14 protein-coding genes are annotated in these 17,920 nt (G+C 35.2%); 10 read left to right on the top strand and 4 right to left on the bottom strand.

All coding sequences use genetic code 11. From position 1 onward, the window contains the following. Positions 1–49: 49 nt before the first annotated feature. A complete protein-coding gene (locus PSU83_RS07820; RefSeq protein WP_300588586.1) occupies positions 50–385 on the top strand; it encodes an SET domain-containing protein-lysine N-methyltransferase in 336 nt (111 codons plus the stop codon). Here the strand turns inward: PSU83_RS07820 and PSU83_RS07815 are convergent, their stop codons facing one another. Beyond that, positions 386–1,921, bottom strand: coding sequence for a YifB family Mg chelatase-like AAA ATPase (locus tag PSU83_RS07815; RefSeq protein WP_300588584.1), 1,536 nt, complete (start codon positions 1,919–1,921; stop codon positions 386–388). A gap of 367 nt (positions 1,922–2,288) precedes the next feature. Between PSU83_RS07815 and PSU83_RS07810 the strand changes: the two genes are divergently transcribed. Continuing rightward, complete coding sequence (locus PSU83_RS07810) at positions 2,289–2,723, top strand: GNAT family N-acetyltransferase (protein ID WP_300588582.1); 435 nt, start codon at positions 2,289–2,291, stop codon at positions 2,721–2,723. A gap of 27 nt (positions 2,724–2,750) precedes the next feature. Beyond that, positions 2,751–3,824 (top strand): alanine/ornithine racemase family PLP-dependent enzyme, encoded by a 1,074-nt coding sequence (locus PSU83_RS07805; RefSeq protein WP_300588579.1) that lies wholly within the window; start codon positions 2,751–2,753, stop codon positions 3,822–3,824. A 2-nt stretch (positions 3,825–3,826) separates the two neighbouring features. On the opposite strand, the gene PSU83_RS07800 is transcribed toward PSU83_RS07805, so the two are convergent. Together PSU83_RS07800 and PSU83_RS07795 are read right to left on the bottom strand one after the other, a co-directional pair. Continuing rightward, positions 3,827–4,729, bottom strand: coding sequence for a patatin-like phospholipase family protein (locus PSU83_RS07800; RefSeq protein WP_300588577.1), 903 nt, complete (start codon positions 4,727–4,729; stop codon positions 3,827–3,829). Then, positions 4,726–6,792, bottom strand: coding sequence for a M1 family metallopeptidase (locus tag PSU83_RS07795; protein ID WP_300588575.1), 2,067 nt, complete (start codon positions 6,790–6,792; stop codon positions 4,726–4,728). The genes PSU83_RS07800 and PSU83_RS07795 overlap by 4 nt, the downstream gene beginning before the upstream one ends. A gap of 139 nt (positions 6,793–6,931) precedes the next feature. Here PSU83_RS07795 and recG point away from each other — a divergent pair, with 139 nt between their 5' ends. From recG to PSU83_RS07770, 5 genes are all read left to right on the top strand, one after another. Next, positions 6,932–9,040 carry an ATP-dependent DNA helicase RecG gene (gene recG / locus PSU83_RS07790; protein WP_300588573.1) on the top strand — a complete coding sequence of 703 codons (2,109 nt, stop codon included), beginning with the start codon at positions 6,932–6,934 and terminating at the stop codon, positions 9,038–9,040. A gap of 65 nt (positions 9,041–9,105) precedes the next feature. Continuing rightward, on the top strand, positions 9,106–9,789 hold the full coding sequence (locus PSU83_RS07785; RefSeq protein ID WP_300588572.1) for a T9SS type A sorting domain-containing protein: 684 nt from the start codon (positions 9,106–9,108) through the stop codon (positions 9,787–9,789). A 108-nt stretch (positions 9,790–9,897) separates the two neighbouring features. Further along, positions 9,898–10,956 carry an efflux RND transporter periplasmic adaptor subunit gene (locus PSU83_RS07780; RefSeq protein WP_300588570.1) on the top strand — a complete coding sequence of 353 codons (1,059 nt, stop codon included), beginning with the start codon at positions 9,898–9,900 and terminating at the stop codon, positions 10,954–10,956. 89 nt (positions 10,957–11,045) lie between these two features. Next, on the top strand, positions 11,046–14,132 hold the full coding sequence (locus PSU83_RS07775) for an efflux RND transporter permease subunit (RefSeq protein WP_300588568.1): 3,087 nt from the start codon (positions 11,046–11,048) through the stop codon (positions 14,130–14,132). Positions 14,133–14,183: 51 nt separating this feature from the next. After that, the gene (locus PSU83_RS07770) at positions 14,184–15,491 is read left to right on the top strand and encodes a TolC family protein (protein WP_300588566.1); all 1,308 of its coding nucleotides are present in this window, start codon (positions 14,184–14,186) and stop codon (positions 15,489–15,491) included. Here PSU83_RS07770 and PSU83_RS07765 read toward each other — a convergent pair. Next, complete coding sequence (locus PSU83_RS07765) at positions 15,486–16,010, bottom strand: hypothetical protein (protein ID WP_300588564.1); 525 nt, start codon at positions 16,008–16,010, stop codon at positions 15,486–15,488. The two genes, PSU83_RS07770 and PSU83_RS07765, sit on opposite strands and share 6 nt — an antisense overlap. 606 nt (positions 16,011–16,616) lie before the next feature. On the opposite strand from PSU83_RS07765, the gene PSU83_RS07760 reads away from it, so the two are divergent. Together PSU83_RS07760 and PSU83_RS07755 are read left to right on the top strand one after the other, a co-directional pair. Next, positions 16,617–17,204, top strand: coding sequence for a TetR/AcrR family transcriptional regulator (locus PSU83_RS07760; RefSeq protein ID WP_300588562.1), 588 nt, complete (start codon positions 16,617–16,619; stop codon positions 17,202–17,204). Positions 17,205–17,268: 64 nt separating this feature from the next. Continuing rightward, positions 17,269–17,901, top strand: a complete 633-nt coding sequence (locus tag PSU83_RS07755; protein WP_300588560.1) for an NAD(P)H-dependent oxidoreductase — start codon at positions 17,269–17,271, stop codon at positions 17,899–17,901. The last annotated feature ends 19 nt before the right edge of the window (positions 17,902–17,920 follow it).

The following is a 17,920-nucleotide window of genomic DNA, read 5'->3' as shown; positions in this document are numbered from 1 at the left end:
AGATTATTTATATATCGAAACTTCTCAGTTATCAAATGCTGGTAAAGGTTTGTTTACAGCCATAAAAATCTATAAAAATGAAGTTATTTCAATTTTTAAAGGTGAGATTTTATCTGAAACAGAAGCTGATATTCGAATTGAAAATAATCTGGACCTCTATTTCATTAACATGACTGACGGAACAATTATGGATTCTATGAATACCCAATGTTTTGCAAAATATGCAAATGATGCAGAAGGGTTTCAAAATTTTAATTTTAAAAATAATTCAGAAATTGGGTTGGATGATGAGAATAATGTTTGTCTGATTGCGACAAGAAACATCAAATCTGGCGCTGAAATATTTTGCAGTTATGGAAAACGCTATTGGAAAAAGCATGGGTAATCACCCCAGCCAACCGTCTCGATCTAAACTTCGATATTGTATGGCTTCTGCAATATGATTGGAATTTACAACGTCGCAAGGTTCTAAATCCGCTATAGTTCTTGAGACTTTCAGAATTCTGTCAAAGGCTCTTGCCGATAGATTGAGCCTTTCCATTGCAGTTTTCAAGAGTTGCAACGAAGTTTCATCTAACGGACAATATTCTCGAATCTGCTTTGAACTCATTTGCGCATTATAATGAATGTTATCAAACTCAGCGAAACGAGCGGATTGGATTTCCCTCGCTTCCGTTACACGTTTTCGAATTTCAACGCTACTCTCGCCTTTTCGAGTTTCGGTAAGTTTATCAAACGGCACTGGCGTAACTTCAATATGAATGTCGATTCGATCTAATAAGGGTCCCGAAATTTTACTCAAATACCGCTGCATTTCAGCTGGTGACGAGCTGACTGGAGCATCGGGATCATTAAAATAGCCACTCGGACTCGGATTCATACTGGCAACAAGCATAAACGAAGATGGATACGTAATGGTAAACTTCGCTCTCGAAATCGTCACTTCTCTATCTTCCAAAGGTTGTCGCATCACTTCAAGAACTTCTCTTTTAAATTCGGGTAATTCATCCAAAAACAAAACGCCATTGTGCGCTAATGATATTTCTCCAGGCTGTGGATAACTTCCGCCACCAACAAGAGAGACGCTACTTGCTGTATGATGCGGACTTCTAAAAGGTCGTTGGTTCATTAAACCCGTATCTTTAACTTTTCCGGCAACGCTATGAATTTTCGTAGTTTCCAATGCTTCGTGTAACGTCATTGGTGGCAAAATACTAGGCAAACGCTTCGCAAGCATCGTCTTTCCTGAACCTGGCGGACCAATTAAAATAATATTATGTCCACCAGCAGCCGCAATTTCCATGCAACGTTTAATAGACTCCTGCCCTTTGACATCGGAAAAATCAAACTCTGGAAAATCTAGCGTTTTATAAAACTCTTCGCGTGTATCAATTATTGTAGGTTCTAATGCTCCATTTCCTTCAAAAAAATCAATAATTTGAGTTACATTTTCTACGCCATAAACATCCAAGCCGGAAACTATCGCGGCTTCTTTTACGTTTTGTATCGGAAGAAAAAAACCTTTAAAACCTTCTTCTTTTGCTTTAATTGCTATAGACAATGCGCCTTTTATGGGTTGTAAACCGCCGTCAAGCGACATTTCTCCCATGATTAAATACTTACCAACTTCATCTGATTTTATTTGATTCGAAGCAGCTAGAATTCCGATAGCCAAAGTTAAATCATAAGCCGAACCTTCTTTGCGTAAATCGGCCGGAGCCATGTTGATTGTGATTTTTTTTCCGGGTAAATTGTAGCCATTATTCTTTAACGCAGCTGCAATTCGGTAACTACTTTCTTTGATTGCGTTATCGGGCAAACCAACTAAATGATAGCCAATTCCCTTATCAATGTTGACTTCCACAGTTACGGTCGTTGCTTCCACTCCAAATACGGCGCTTCCAAAAACTTTTACTAACATTTATATTATTTACGCTATAAAAATAATAGAAAGCTCTGAACTTAAAGTAGGCAAAAAGTGTACATTTTTAAGTAGTAACTATTAATCGTTTTGAACATTCATTACCTTTAAAATCGGCCCTAATTATTACTTCATTATTTACTATAAAAACCTCTTAGTTTTAATTTCCCTATCTTTGCATTCTATTTATGGAGAACTAAAAGGTCAAATTTTGGACTTTTCTTTGATTATTTCAATCATCCTTGTCTTCATATTTTGCACTTAGTGCATCTTGTCTTTTGAAAGAATTTCAGTTCAGACGATTAATCTAAAAAACATCAATAATCAATATCTGTCGATTATTTACTCGTTTAAAATACTAATAAAAATGGAATTTAAAATCATTACCCCCGAAACCGGAGCACACAAGATCTATACACCTCAAATTATTGCCAATTTCTTATTTACTCATTTAGAACAATATGGGGACACAACAGAAGACATTTTAAAATGCATCGATTACGCTATTAACCCAAGTAAAGGCGGAACTGTAATTGTTGGTTTAGACAACTCAAAAATTGTTGGTACGGTGATCTTGAACAATACTGGAATGAGCGGTTTTATTCCAGAAAACATTTTGGTTTATATTGCTGTTGATAACAGTCAACGAGGAAAAGGTTATGGAAAAAAGTTAATGCAGAAAGCTATTGCTACCGCCGAAGGTGCTATTGCATTGCATGTTGAACCAGATAATCCAGCTAAAGGTTTATATGAAAAGTTAGGCTTTACCAATAAATATTTAGAAATGCGTTTAACAAAATAATTTGCTCAATCCAAAAAAAATCACAGCATGGCATTCATAAAATTATATCAAAAAAAATTGCAAGAAAATTATACTTTTCTTGATACACTTTTTAAAAAACGTGACATTCATTGGGGAGTTGTTACCAAACTGCTTTGCGGAAATACTATTTATTTGAAAGAAGTAATGGAACTAGGCGTTACCGAAATGCATGATTCGAGAGTTAGTAATTTGAAAAAAATCAAAAACTTAAACCCAGATATTCAAACTGTTTACATAAAACCACCATCCAAACGAAATATAGAATCTATAATTCAGTATGCAGATGTCAGTTTTAATACCGAAATCTATACCATTCAACTACTTTCGGCTGAAGCAAAAAAACAAAATAAAACGCATGGAATAATTATTATGATTGAAATGGGCGATTTGCGCGAAGGCGTTTTGGGTGAAGAATTATTGCCTTTTTATGAACAGGTTTTTAATTTGCCAAATGTCGAAATTAGAGGAATTGGAACGAATTTAAATTGTTTAAGCGGCGTAATGCCAACACAAGATAAATTAATTCAATTGAGTTTATACAAACAGTTGATTGAAGCCAAATTCAATGTGCAAATCCCTTGGGTTTCAGGCGGAACTTCTGTTGCCGTACCATTGATGCTTAAAAATGCACATCCAATGGCGGTTAATCATTTTAGAATTGGTGAAGCACTATTTTTTGGAAAAGACTTATTTTCTGGAAAAACAATTAAAGGAATGCACAATGATGTGTTCAAATTGTATTCGGAAATTATTGAAATAACTGAAAAACCAAACAATCCAATTGGTGAACTTGGTGAAAATGTTGCTGGAAATACATATGAAATCAATGAAAATACCGATTTAAGTCATACCTCTTTACGTGCTATTTTAGATATCGGTTTGTTGGATATGCAACCTCAATATTTAGAAAGCTGCAACCCAAATATTACGATTGTTGATGCAAGCTCAGACATGATGGTTATTGATATTTCAAATTCTAAAGAAACATATAAAATAGGAGATATAGTAGCGTTTAAATTGCAATATATGGGCGCACTTTATCTTTTAAACTCGTACTATATTGAGAAAAAAATAGCATAATCTTACTGCAAGTTATCGCTCATCAAATCACTCTTGTTTTTGGCGTAATCATACCCTTGATGCCACCATAATTTCATTTTTTCTTTGTTGAAAATTAACGCATTATTGGTTAACGTAGTTGGTGTGTGATACAAATTGAGTTTTACATTTTTATTCTTGGCTGCAAGTTTACCAATTGTAATATCGTGTTTTTCAACCTGATTTAAAAGGATCTGAAATAAATCAATCATCAGTGAAAACGGATTCTTGCCGACGTTTCGTGGCGTAACTTGAACTTCCGTTTCCAAAATAACAACGTCTACTTCCGTTGCACCGCGGTTAATGGCTTCCCTAATCGGAACCAAACTAGAAAATCCGCCATCACCATAAACACAATTATTTTTGGAAACCAGACTCATAAAGGGAATATAGTTGCAGGAAATCCAGATCCATTCGCAAAATTCTTCATAATTAAAATCTTTTATAGATTTATATTCGGCTTCATTTTTGGAAAGATTAGTGACCGTTACAATAACATCACAAAAAGAAACTTTGAGTTGATTGAATTCTTCTTGAGTGAAATTTTCTTTAATATAACTGTGCAATTTGCTGCTTTCGCCAAAAGTACGTTTACCCTTCAAAAACTGTAACAACACATTAAAATGATTGATTGTAACCACATCAACGTCATTTTTATGCTTAACCACAAACGGATTAATATTAAAAATTTTACTCATATCCACATTCGTGTAGATATCGTGAATTTTATTAACGTTTCCTAAAGCTAAGTGCGGAATCAACAAACTTCCTGTGGAAGTCCCAATCAAAATATCGTACTTGTGCTGTCGTTCCTGAAGTAAATATTGTGCAACACCGCCACCAAAAGCTCCTTTACTTCCGCCACCTGAAATCACTAATGCTCTCATAATTTTTCGTTTAAAAGCTTTTGTAATTGTACTTTTTCAATTTCAGAAACGGTTGGTGTTAAATTCTCAAACAACATTCTATAGCCTTCTTTTCGCAACAATTCCCGAATTTTTTCACGTCCAAATTTACTGAACTGCCATTTGTAATGCGTCGTTGCATTAACTACGTTTTTTAAAACTGTTTCGTCTTTCGCTTGAATCATCAAGGCATTAACAATAGCGTTTTGGCGTATTGAAGTTTCGTATTTAGGCGAAGTGTACTCTACCAATTCTTTGTAATAAATAGGTGAATCCAAACTTTCATTTTCTATTGAAAATGTCAGATATAAAATTCGTAAGCTTTTATCATTACTTCCTACCCAGTTTTTGGCTTTCGCCAGATAACTATTTTTTTCAGTAGGAAAGTTTTTCCACAGATTCATAAAGACAATTTCTTTGGTATCATACGAATTGTCATCCAATAAGCTTTCGTAATTCGCTTTAAATTCTACAGGAATATCCGTTGTAAATTCGGCAACAGACTGACGCACTTTAACATCTTTAGTCTGCAAAGCCAAAAGCAATAACTCTTTTTTATCGGCAAACGGAACGTCTTTCATTTGGAAAATAACCTCCGATTTTACCGGATAAAAAACAGCAGATTCAAGTATTTCTTTATATTTTTCCTTATTTTCTGCAAACGATTTTTTACGTAGTTGTTGTGTTTCAAAGAGTGTTTGCAGAAATCTATTTTTTCGCAACAGGGCATTCGCTTCGTCCGTTTGAAAATGATAATCCTCCAACCACCGTTTTTTGAAATCTAAAATATCAAATTTTGGTGCAACTTTTTTAATTTCAGCTAAAAACTGATCGGTTTCCACATTCTGAAATTGATACTTTTTTAGATACGATTTGACCGCTTTCTGAAAGGCTTTAGCACCAATTGTTTCTCTGATTACATGCAAAGCCCATGCTCCTTTTTCGTAAAAAGATAACGAACTAGCTTTTTCATTTAGAACCGGAATAGTATCCGTAAGGGCAGCATTTCTGAGCTGCAATGAATTTCGATATAACTTATGATAGAAATAATCATCGCCAAAAACTTTCCGCTCCGCCAGCAAACCATAATAAGTAGCAAAACCTTCCTGAAGCCAGTGATGTGTACCTGATTTTTCGGTAACCAAATCGCCGAACCATTGGTGTGCCAATTCATGAGCGTTCACATAAACATAATTCTTATCGTTAAAGCCAATTTCATCCACAACATAATTTTGCGCAAAAAGAGTGCAACTAGTGTTTTCCATTCCGCCATATAAAAAATCTTCAATCGGAATTTGCTTGTAGATTTTCCACGGATACTTTACGCCTATTTCTTTCTCTAAATAATCAAACATTTCCGCTGAATAGCGGTATGTTGGTTCAAATTTGGCTGTATCTCGCGGCTGAATAAACAGTTGAATCGGAACATGTGATTTGCTTGCCACCGTTTTATTTACAAAATTACCAATCGCAATGGCCAGCAAATAAGATGACATTGGGTTTTCCATTTTATAATTCCAAAAATTTAAATCGTTGTCAATAGCACGTTTTTCTTTTAAAATGCCATTGGAAAGAGCTACAAATTCTTTAGGCGCTATGATTTGAAGATTAAAAATTACTTTTTCATTTACATCATCAAAACTCGGAAACCAATGACTGGTATATTTTCCTTGGCCTTGTGTCCAAATTTGTTGATTGTCCCCTACTCCATTAAAATACATAGTTTGTTTTGGATAGGCCTTATAAGTAAAACTTACCCAATTAACTCCTTTTTTAAAACCTTCAAAAAGCAGTAATTCCTTGGTGTTGTTTTTAAATTTAACTTCTTTGTTATTGATTTTTACATTGTCAAAATTCATGTTTATGGCCTCTATTCTAATGGTATCAATCGGTTTCAATACATTAAAATGATAAGTAACAGCCCCTATAACTTTTTTTAATGATGCATCGGGAGCAACCATTCCGGTAACTTTAATAAAATCAACTTTTGCAGTTTGTTGAGCAAGAGAAATATAGGTAATAAAAAATAAAAGATAATATCGCATAATGATTTCACAGAGTTACTCAGAGTTACTCAGAGATAAACAAAGATACACAGAGTTTTTAAAAATTTAGATTAAAAAACTATCTTCGCTCTATTAGAATTCATTGCCTATTTAAATTGCAATTGATATTGAAATTTATATGTCTAACACTCTTCTACAAACATCCATTGAGTACTTAAAAGGCGTTGGACCACAGCGTGGTGAATTGCTGCGCAAGGAATTGGGTATTCATCGGTATGAAGATTTAATCAATTTTTTTCCGAATCGCTACATTGATCGAACACATTATTATAAGGTAAACGAACTCCAAAAAACCGAAAGTGAAGTGCAGATTATTGGTAAGATAATCAATATAAAAACGGTTGAATTCGGCAAAGCCAAAAAGCGCTTGGTTGCCACTTTCGTGGATGAAACTGGCGAAATAGAACTCGTTTGGTTTCAGGGACACAAATGGATTCGCGAGAGTTTGAAAATCAATATTCCGTATGTAATTTTCGGAAAAACAGCCGTTTTTGGGCACACAATAAGTATGTCGCATCCTGAAATGGAGTTGTTTACGGAACACGAAAAAAGTCTGCGTTCGGCCATGCAACCCGTTTATCCATCAACAGAAACCTTGGTGAATCGTGGCATTTCGAATCGCGTTATTAATAAAATGATGATGCAGTTGTTTGTCGAAACACAAGCTAAATTTGCAGAAACGTTACCGCTTTATCTTTTAGACGAACTGAAACTTATTCCGAAAAATGCGGCCTTATTCAACATTCATTTTCCGAAAAGTCAAGACTTATTATCCAAAGCGCAATTCCGATTGAAATTTGAAGAATTGTTCTTTATTCAATTGCAATTAATTACCAAAAATCTGGTTCGAAAACACAAAATTAAAGGCCATGCTTTTAACATTGTTGGCGATAATTTTAATAATTTTTTCCAGAATCATTTGCCGTTTGAACTCACCAATGCGCAAAAAAAAGTACTCAAAGAGATTAGAAACGATATGGGAACCAATGCCCAAATGAATCGTTTGCTGCAAGGCGATGTCGGTTCGGGAAAAACAATTGTTGCTTTGATGGCGATGCTAATTGCATTGGATAATGGGTTTCAAAGTTGCTTGATGGCGCCAACGGAAATTCTCGCTAACCAACATTTTAACGGCTTAACCGAATTGGCTACTAATCTAAATATCAACATTAAAATACTAACAGGCTCAACGAAAACTGCACAACGAAAAATCATTCATGAAGAACTCGAAAACGGAAGTTTACATATTCTTATTGGCACACATGCTTTGCTCGAAGACAAAGTAAAGTTTCAAAATTTGGGCTTGGCAATTATCGACGAGCAACATCGTTTTGGCGTAGAACAACGTTCTAAATTATGGAAGAAAAATGATATTCCGCCACACGTTTTGGTAATGACCGCCACTCCTATTCCGCGAACTTTGGCAATGAGTTTATATGGTGATTTGGATATTTCCGTAATTGACGAATTACCGCCAGGACGAAAACCTATTCAGACGGTGCATCGTTATGATAGTAATCGATTAAAAGTCTGGAAATTTATTAAAGATGAAATTGCAAAAGGCCGTCAAATTTATATCGTTTATCCGTTAATTCAGGAAAGCGAAACCATGGATTATAAGGATTTAATGGACGGTTACGAGAGTATTTCGAGAGATTTTCCGTTGCCGGATTATAGCATTTCCATCCTTCATGGAAAAATGAAACCAGCTGAAAAAGATTCGGAAATGAAACGTTTTGCTGAAGGTAAAACCAATATCATGGTCGCTACAACGGTTATAGAAGTTGGCGTAAATATTCCGAATGCGAGTGTAATGATTATTGAAAGTGCCGAACGATTTGGTTTGTCACAATTGCATCAATTGCGCGGTCGTGTAGGTCGTGGTGCCGAACAGAGTTACTGCATTTTGATGACTTCGTTTAAATTGTCCAATGATAGTAAAATTCGACTCGAAACGATGTGTAAAACCAACGACGGTTTCGAAATTGCTGAAGTAGATTTGAAGCTACGCGGTCCTGGCGATATTATGGGCAAACAACAAAGCGGAGTGCTTAATCTTCAGATTGCGGATTTGGTAAAAGATAAAGACATTTTATTAGTTGCGAGAAACGAAGCATTGAAGCTGTTGAAGAAAGATCCATCAATGACATTGCCCGAACATCAAAGCTTGAGAACGGTTTTTATTGAACTTTCTAAAAAGAAAAGCATCTGGAATTACATCAGTTAATCCTACTTAAGGATAAATATTACATTAAATTTAATTGTATATTTGACATAATAAAACTGATTTATATGAAAAAATTAATACTGATACTTTTCGTTGCTTTTATTTCAATAACGGCAAATGCTCAGGGCTGTACCACAGGAATTAATTCTTTCACCTTTGCTCCTATAGAAGGGACTACCGATTTGCAGTTGACCATTAACTCCTCCTGCTGCGAAATTCATCACTTTGAAAATTTTACTATTGCTAGCAATGGTTCAGATCACATTATTGGTTTGTGTTACCAAGATACCGGATTACTGATGCCAAGTACTATCACGACCACCATTATTTTAAATGGTTTGAATACCAATGGAGATCAAAATTTCACACTTAATTCCAACTTTTATTTTGGTATTTCTGGACAATCCGAATTATGCTCCACTAATTCATTTTATAGTCAAACCAATACGGTAACGCTACCTACGCCTTTGACCCTGCCTCGCACTTATTTTTTATCGAATACTGAATATAAATTTAAAAAATCAAGTCTTGTCCCTAATCCTAATTCCGGTAATTTTACTTTACAATTACCCTTAGATGACCAACAGGCTCAGATCACTATTACTGATTTCTCTGGAAAAAAAGTATTTAATTCAGAACGTTATTTTTCTGGCGACACTATTAATCTAAAAGGGGTGTCCAAAGGATTGTATTTTGTTAAAGTGTTTTACAATCAAACTACAGAAACCCTAAAGTGCATTGTAGAATAAAATTTATTTCGCAAAATTTGTACGTACAAATGTTAAATAAACACTAACCTTACCAACCCTTTCATAAGTTAGAAGTAGTTTTGCACAGAACACCTTGAATCTATTTAAATGAAAGTAAAGTACGTTGTAATTACAATTCTTACGATCGCTATTGGCGGAATGATTGTCTACAGAATCACTAAAAACAAATCTGAAAATGAAAAAGGCACTGACAAAAACGGTAAAAAACCGCCAATGTCTGTTAGTGTTATTAGAGTAGAACCACAAGATTTTTCTAATTCTATTGCACTTTCAGGTTCCATTGATGCTAATGAACAAATTGAAATTCGCAGCGAAGTCTCGGGAATTGTAGAAAGCATATCATTTACCGAGGGAAGTCAAGTGAGCAAAGGACAAGTTTTGTTAAAAGTGAATGATATCGAATTAAGAGCGCAACTGGCTCAGGCCAAAACCAAAGAAGGGTTGTCCTCCGAAAACGAAAGAAGAGCCAAATTATTGTTACAAAAAGAAGCCATCAGCCAAGAAGAATATGATATTGCGAGCGCTGATTTTAGAACCATGAAAGCCCAAACGCAATTGATTCAGGCCCAAATTGGAAAAACTTCTATCCGAGCGCCCTTCTCCGGAAAAATCGGATTAAGAAATATTTCACCAGGAACTTATGTGACTCCATCCACATTAATAGCGAATTTAGTTAGCACCAATCAACTGAAAATCACATTCTCTATTCCAGAAAAATATGCATCTCAAATTTCCAATGGTTCGGAAATTACTTTTACTGTTCCCAATGTAACGGATAAATTCAAAGCCAAAATTTATGCATTGGAACCTGCAGTTGAAATGGCAACGAGAACAATGAAAATCCGTGCGTTAACTGAAAATTCTAGCGGGAAATTATTACCTGGAACTTTTGCTACCATCGAACTATCCTTAGGAACAATCAAAAATGCAATACTCATTCCAACCGAAGTTGTCGTTCCGGTGCAAGACGGAAAAGTGGTTTACATTGCTCAAAATGGAAAAGCTAAAGAAGTCAAAATTGAGGCTTTAACAAGAACGGATAAAAGTATTGTGATAACTTCTGGATTAAATTCCGGAGATAGCCTTATAACTACGGGTGTGATGTCTCTTAAAAATGATGCTGATATTAAAGTAAAGCAAAAATGAGTTCAGATTATTGATTAACGAATGTTGATTTAAGCCTTTTTAAATCCTTTCTGAAATCTGAAATCTAAAATCCAAAATCTAAAATTAAAATGAGTTTATCCACTTTAAGCATCAAGCGGCCCGTATTTACGATTGTAATCAATCTTACCATTATTCTTTTTGGAATCATCGGTTACAGCTATTTAGGTGTACGTGAATTTCCTTCGATTGATCCGGCACAGATTTCAGTTCGTACCAATTATACTGGGGCAAACGCTGATATTATCGAATCTCAAATTACCGAACCTTTAGAAAAAGCCATCAATTCAATTGACGGAATCCGAAACATAACTTCCTCCAGTAATCAAGGTTCAAGTAATATTACTATCGAATTTAAATTAGAAAAAAACTTAGAGGAAGCCGCCAATGACGTTCGTGATAAAGTTTCACAAGCTATTCGAAGTTTACCACAAGATATTGATGCTCCGCCAGTAGTTTCTAAGGCTGATGCCGATTCTGATGCGATAATTTCGATGACGGTTCAAAGTGATTCAAAAAACGTTTTAGCTTTGAGTGATTATGCTGAAAATGTAATTGCCGAGCGACTGCAAACCATTTCGGGCGTAAGTAGTGTTCAGATTTGGGGTCAAAAAAAATATTCGATGCGAATTTGGATTGATCCCTTAAAATTGTCTTCTTATGGGATTACCGTTTCAGAAGTTCGGGCTGCATTAGACAAACAAAATGTCGAATTGCCTTCTGGAAAAATTACGGGAGATAATACCGAATTGACGGTAAAAACGATGGGAAACCTTTCTAACGAAAAGGAATTTAATAACATTATTATTGTCGCTGACGGAGATAAAATTGTTCGTCTGAGTGATATCGGTCGTGCCGAATTAGGTCCAGAAAATCTTGAAACCCAATTTAAAGCTAACGGTCAATCGATGATTGCTTTGGCGCTGATTCCGCAACCAGGAACCAATTATCTAAATATTGCCAGTGATTTCTATAAGCAATACGATATTTTAAAGAAAGATTTACCCAAAGACATTAAGCTAAATGTAGCCTTAGACAATACCATATTTATTAAAAAATCAGTATTTGAAGTAGCTGAAACGCTAGCTATCTCAATCATTTTGGTAATTCTAATCATCTTTTTGTTTTTTAGAAACTGGGCCATTGCGTTCCGACCACTAATTGATATTCCGGTTTCGTTGATTGCTACCTTTTTTATCATGTATTTATGTGGGTTTTCAGTTAACGTATTGACACTACTAGCTATCGTTCTTGCCACAGGATTGGTAGTGGATGACGGAATTGTAGTAACCGAAAATATCTTCAAAAAAGTAGAAGAAGGCATGTCGCCAATTGAAGCAGCGATTAAAGGGTCTAACGAGATTTTCTTTGCCGTAATTTCGATTTCGATTACATTGGCAGCCGTATTTTTACCCATCATTTTCCTTGAAGGTTTCGTGGGACGTTTGTTTCGAGAATTCGGCGTCGTCATTGGTGCCGCCGTGTTAATTTCAGCTTTTGTATCATTGACTTTAACACCTATGTTGAATGCGTATTTGATGAAAGGTGGAGAACAAAAAAGAACAAAATTCTACACCTTTACTGAACCTTATTTTGTAGGATTGAATAAAGGCTACGCTAATTCTTTGGAGAAATTCATGAAAAAGAAATGGCTTAGTATCCCGATTGTAATTTTTTGTATTGGATTAATTATTTTGTTTTTCAGTATCATTCCGAAAGAAACGGCTCCTTATGATGATAGAAGTTTAGTCACTATGGGTATAACGGCTCCGGAAGGTTCGTCGTATGACTATACCGATCGTTTTATGGAAGATTTATACCAATTAATTAATGATAGTATTCCTGAGAAAAAAATTGCTTTAGTCATTACAGCACCTGGATTTTTATCCTCATCAGTGAATACAGGAAGAGTTCGTTTGGCTTTGACAGATGTTGGTGATCGAGAACAATCACAAAAAGAAATTGTAGAAAAGTTAAATAAATGGACTAAAAAATACACGCAAGCCAAAGTTACCGTTTCCGAACAGCCGACCATTGCTGTAAACCGTCGTGGTGGTTTGCCTATTCAGTATATTATTCAGGCTCCAAATTTCGAAAAGCTGCGTGAAAAAATTCCATTATTCATGGAAGAAGCTGGAAAAAGTGATGTGTTCTCGAATGTGGATGTGAATCTAAAGTTCAATAAGCCCGAAATTAATGTATCCATTGATCGTGAAAAAGCTGAAAGTTTAGGCATTTCTATTTTGGATATCGCACAAACCTTGCAATTATCATTGAGTGGACAACGTTTTGGTTATTATATGCAAAACGGAAAACAATACCAAGTTATTGGACAATTTGACAAAAAAGATCGAGCGGCACCCTTAGATTTGACTTCGATGTTTGTGAAAAATAAAAAAGGCGAATTAATTCAATTAGATAATGTGGTGAAAGTGGAAGAACAAAGTAATCCACCACAGTTATTCCACAACAACAGGTATTTATCAGCAACCGTTTCTGCTGGTTTGGCTCCTGGAAAGAGTATGGTTGACGGAATTGACGCCATGAATGCGGTAAAAGAAAAAATATTAGACGATTCCTTTACTACCGATTTAGGTGGAGAATCACGTGACTTTGTTGAGAGTAGTTCAAATACTGCCTTCGCTTTTGGATTGGCACTTTTACTAATTTACTTGATTTTATCGGCTCAGTTCGAAAGTTTTATCGATCCACTTATTATCATTTTGACTGTTCCGATGGCGGTAGCAGGCGCCCTATTCTCACTTTGGTTATTTGGTCAAACTTGGAATATCTTTAGCCAAATTGGAACCGTAATGCTCATCGGATTGGTCACCAAAAACGGAATCTTGATTGTCGAATTTGCCAACCAACTTCGAGAACAAGGTGTCGCAAAATATGATGCGATTATTCAGGCTTCTGAAGCGCGTTTGCGTCCAATTTTGATGACAAGTTTGGCGATAGCATTAGGTGCGTTACCTATTGCAATGTCGTTGGGTGCCGCTTCAACCAGTAGAATTGGAATGGGAGTTGTTATTGTAGGCGGAACTATTTTCTCTCTAGTTCTTACCTTATTTGTAATTCCAGCATTTTACTTGATGTGGTCCAAAGCAAAAAAACACCGACCTGAATTTGACAACATTGAAGCCTTAGAAAAATAATTAGTACTGAAATTCTGAAATGAATTCAGAACAAGTTTATTCAGCATAAATATGAAAATGAAATCCATCTATATCACCATTCTTTTATTTGCATTTGTTCCAAAAATGTTCTCACAAGAAGTACTTTCGCTAGAAGATGCTGTGAAAATTGCTTTGGAAAACAACTATGAAATCAGAATCTCTAAAAATGATTTGTCTATCGATAAAACGAATGCTACTATTGGTAATTCTGGAATGTTGCCGAAAGTTGCCGCTAATGTAATTGACAATAATAGCATCCAAAATACAACTCAAACCCGGTCTGACGGAACTACTGCTACTCTTGACAATGCGAAAAATAATAGTTTAACTTACGGCGTAGGTTTAGACTGGACGGTTTTTGACGGACTCAGAATGTTCGCTAGATACGATCAGTTGAAAGTTTTACAGAAATTAGGGGAAGCCGAATTAAAACTTACCATTATAACTAAAATTAGTGATGTCACTTCAACGTATTACGATTTGGTGCAACAGCAGCAACAGCTTTCCGCAATGGATACCACAATTGTGATTTCAAATCAACGAGTACAATTGGCACAAAACCGATACACTATTGGAAAGGCGTCAAAACTTGAAGTTTTAAATGCGCAGGTCGATTTGAACACCGATACAACAATGTACTTGCGACAAAAAGAATTGTATGCGAACACCAAAACTTTACTGAATCAGATTTTGGCCCGTGATGCTAAAACCGACTTTAAAGTGATCGAAACCATTACGGTTGATGAGAAATTACTTTTAGCCGAATTGACTACGCTAGCCGAGAAACAAAACCCACAATTAGAAGCACAGGTTCTGAACAAACGCATTGCCGAATTGCAATTGAAGCAAATAAAAAGCGACCGATATCCAGTGGTGCGGTTGAACTCTGCGTATAATTTTACTGAAAGTGAATCGAGTTTAGGTTTCATAGCCCAATCGTCAGGTAAAGGCTTAAACTACGGATTTACAGCAACGTTAAATCTTTTTGACGGCTTTAACCAAAGGCGAAATGAGAAAGTGGCTAAACTTTTAGTTGATAATACTACTATCGCTATTGCCCAACAAAATCAGCAGTTACAAACGACTTTACTGACGTCATTCCAAACCTATTTAACCAATTTAGAGCTGACAAAACTAGAGCAAAGAAATGAAGCGATTGCCAAACAAAATCTCGATATTACCTTAGAAAAATTTCGAATCGGAACTGTTCCTACTATCGAATTCAGAACGGCACAATTGAATTACATTAATGCTAAAGTACGTAACAGTAATGCGCAGTTTCAAGCAAAATTATCTGAAATTGCATTGAAAGAATTGGCTGGAAATTTGAGTTTATAACTTCTCTTCATTATTTTTAAGCCAGTCGTATTGCACCTGAAGAAGTTGTTTGTTATCCTGAAGGCAATTTAAACGGAATACTACATCTTGCAAATTCATTTCTGCTAATTCAGCTATTGAATGTAACAGTTTGTGTGGCGCTTTAGTTTCTCTTACAGCCGTTTTACTCAAAAATTCAGTCGTTTGTACCGCTTTTAAAAACCTTTCCTTTAATTCCTTTTCTTTGTTTATTTTTTTTGAGATTACTTCTAGCTGGAATTCGATTTCATCCTGCTTTTTATGGAATACATCTTTGGCTCTCCTCTCACCTATCTCAGTGCTCGGCAAATTTTCAACAGCTTTGGCTTCGTCCGAAAGCATAAAGAGTGTCATTTCACTTAAAAGCAAATTTGATTTTGACGACAAATTTTTAACGTTCCTTACAAAATGCGACCAATGGCTGCGGCTGACGTTTAAAAGCGACGCAATTTCGAATTGGGTAAGCCCGAAAGTTTCTGGGTAAAATTTATGTTTTATCATTGAATTTAATTTTAAACGGTTACCAGTCGCAAAACTACTGGTCGCATTTAATTTTGCGACCTCACTTTGTGCGACCAATTCTTCAAAAACAAAAACTCTGCCAAAATAGTAGCTGTAATTGAATTAAGAACAAAAATTAGTTTTGAAAAATTCAACTGGTTTACGACGACAGTAAAAAGTATGTTTGAAAGAGAAACCGTTCGAAAGTAGAACAAAAAACTGTGCTGACTTTGTATTGAGTGTTTATAAGGTAGCCAAAAGTAAAGGAAAAATGAACGGAAAATAACACTAACGCTAACAGACATTACCCACAATGCCTCGCTCCTATTTTCTGTAGACACACGTGCAAAACTATATTGTTTCAGACAATTATTTGAAAGTTATATTATTAGCTTTTTATGAATTCGTTGTGGGTACTGACGGCACCCGAGCGATAACTGACCGACAAAGTAAATCATCACTATCATAATAGCATTTTAAATATCTGATCGGTACTACTTTTTACTCCAAAATCTTTTTCATCAATATAACAATCAATAAATCTTTGTTAATAAAAAAGAATGAACATTCATTTTTATATATCTTTGCACTGTAAAAAGAGAGCAAATGGCTAAACTTCAAAAAAGTATCGATAAAAGAAATGCACTTATAAAGGCAACTATAGAATTGGTTAACAACAATGGTTTTCATGCAACTCCTATGAGCCAAATTGCAAAAATGGCAAATGTTTCGCCTGCTACTATTTATTTGTATTTTGAAAACAAACAAGATTTAGTAAACAAAACCTATATAGAAGTAAAAGCAACCTATACAAAATTTGCTTTTGCAACTTATAATACCGAAATGTCTGTGGAAACTGGTTTTGAAATTATTTGGAAACGCATTGCCGATTTTAAACTTACCAATTGTGAAAATGCACTGTTTTTAGCACAATGTGATAATACTCCAATGATTGATGAATCTAGTAGACAAGAAGGTATTAAACATTTAGAGCCCCTACTCGAGCTTTGGGAACGCGGTAAAAAAGAAGGAGTTATTAAACCATTATCTGACTATTTATTATACGCATATACCATAAACCCTTTGTCTTTTTTAATGATGTCACAAAAAAGTGGTGCTTTTATATTAGATCAAACACATTTAGAAGAAGCGTATCAAGCAGCTTGGAATAGTATAAAAGTTAGTAAAAAATAATACCGAAGTCATAATAACTTCAAACAACATAAAGAAATTAGCAAATAAAAATTAAAAGAAAGATATGGAATTATTAGAAAAATTAAAATGGAGATATGCTGCAAAAGCAATGAATGGAAAAAAAGTATCACAAGACAAAATTGACAATATTATTGAAGCTGCTCGTTTAGCTCCAACATCAAGTGGATTACAACCTTTTGAAATAATTGTGGTTAAGAATCAAAAAATCAAAGAACAAATTAGACCAATAGCTTGGAACCAATCTGTAATTACAGACTGCTCGCATCTGCTTGTTTTTGCTGCTTGGGATACCTACACAGAAGATCGAATTAACTATATGTTTGATCTAACAAATGAGATTCGCGGATTTAAAAATGAAGGTTGGGAAAACTACCGACAAAAATTACTAAAAATGTATCCACAACAAGATGTTGAAGTAAACTTTAATCACGCTGCAAAACAAGCTTATATCGCATTTTCGCAAGCTATTTCTGCTGCTGCTTTTGAAGGAGTAGATGCCACTCCATTAGAAGGATTTGACGCGGATAAATTAGACGAAATTTTAGACTTGAGAGCAAAAGGACTGCGCAGTGTAGTTATGTTGCCAGTTGGTTACAGAGATACAGACAACGATTGGTTAGTTAATCTTGTAAAGGTTAGAAAAAGTACGGAAGACTTAGTAACCGTAATAGAATAAAGAAGCAACAATAAGTAGT

The sequence above is a fragment of the Flavobacterium sp. genome, from assembly GCF_029945805.1.
Lineage (GTDB): Bacteria > Bacteroidota > Bacteroidia > Flavobacteriales > Flavobacteriaceae > Flavobacterium.
The sequence above is the reverse complement of the archived record's forward strand: the minus strand, read 5'-3'. Positions and strand labels throughout refer to the sequence as shown.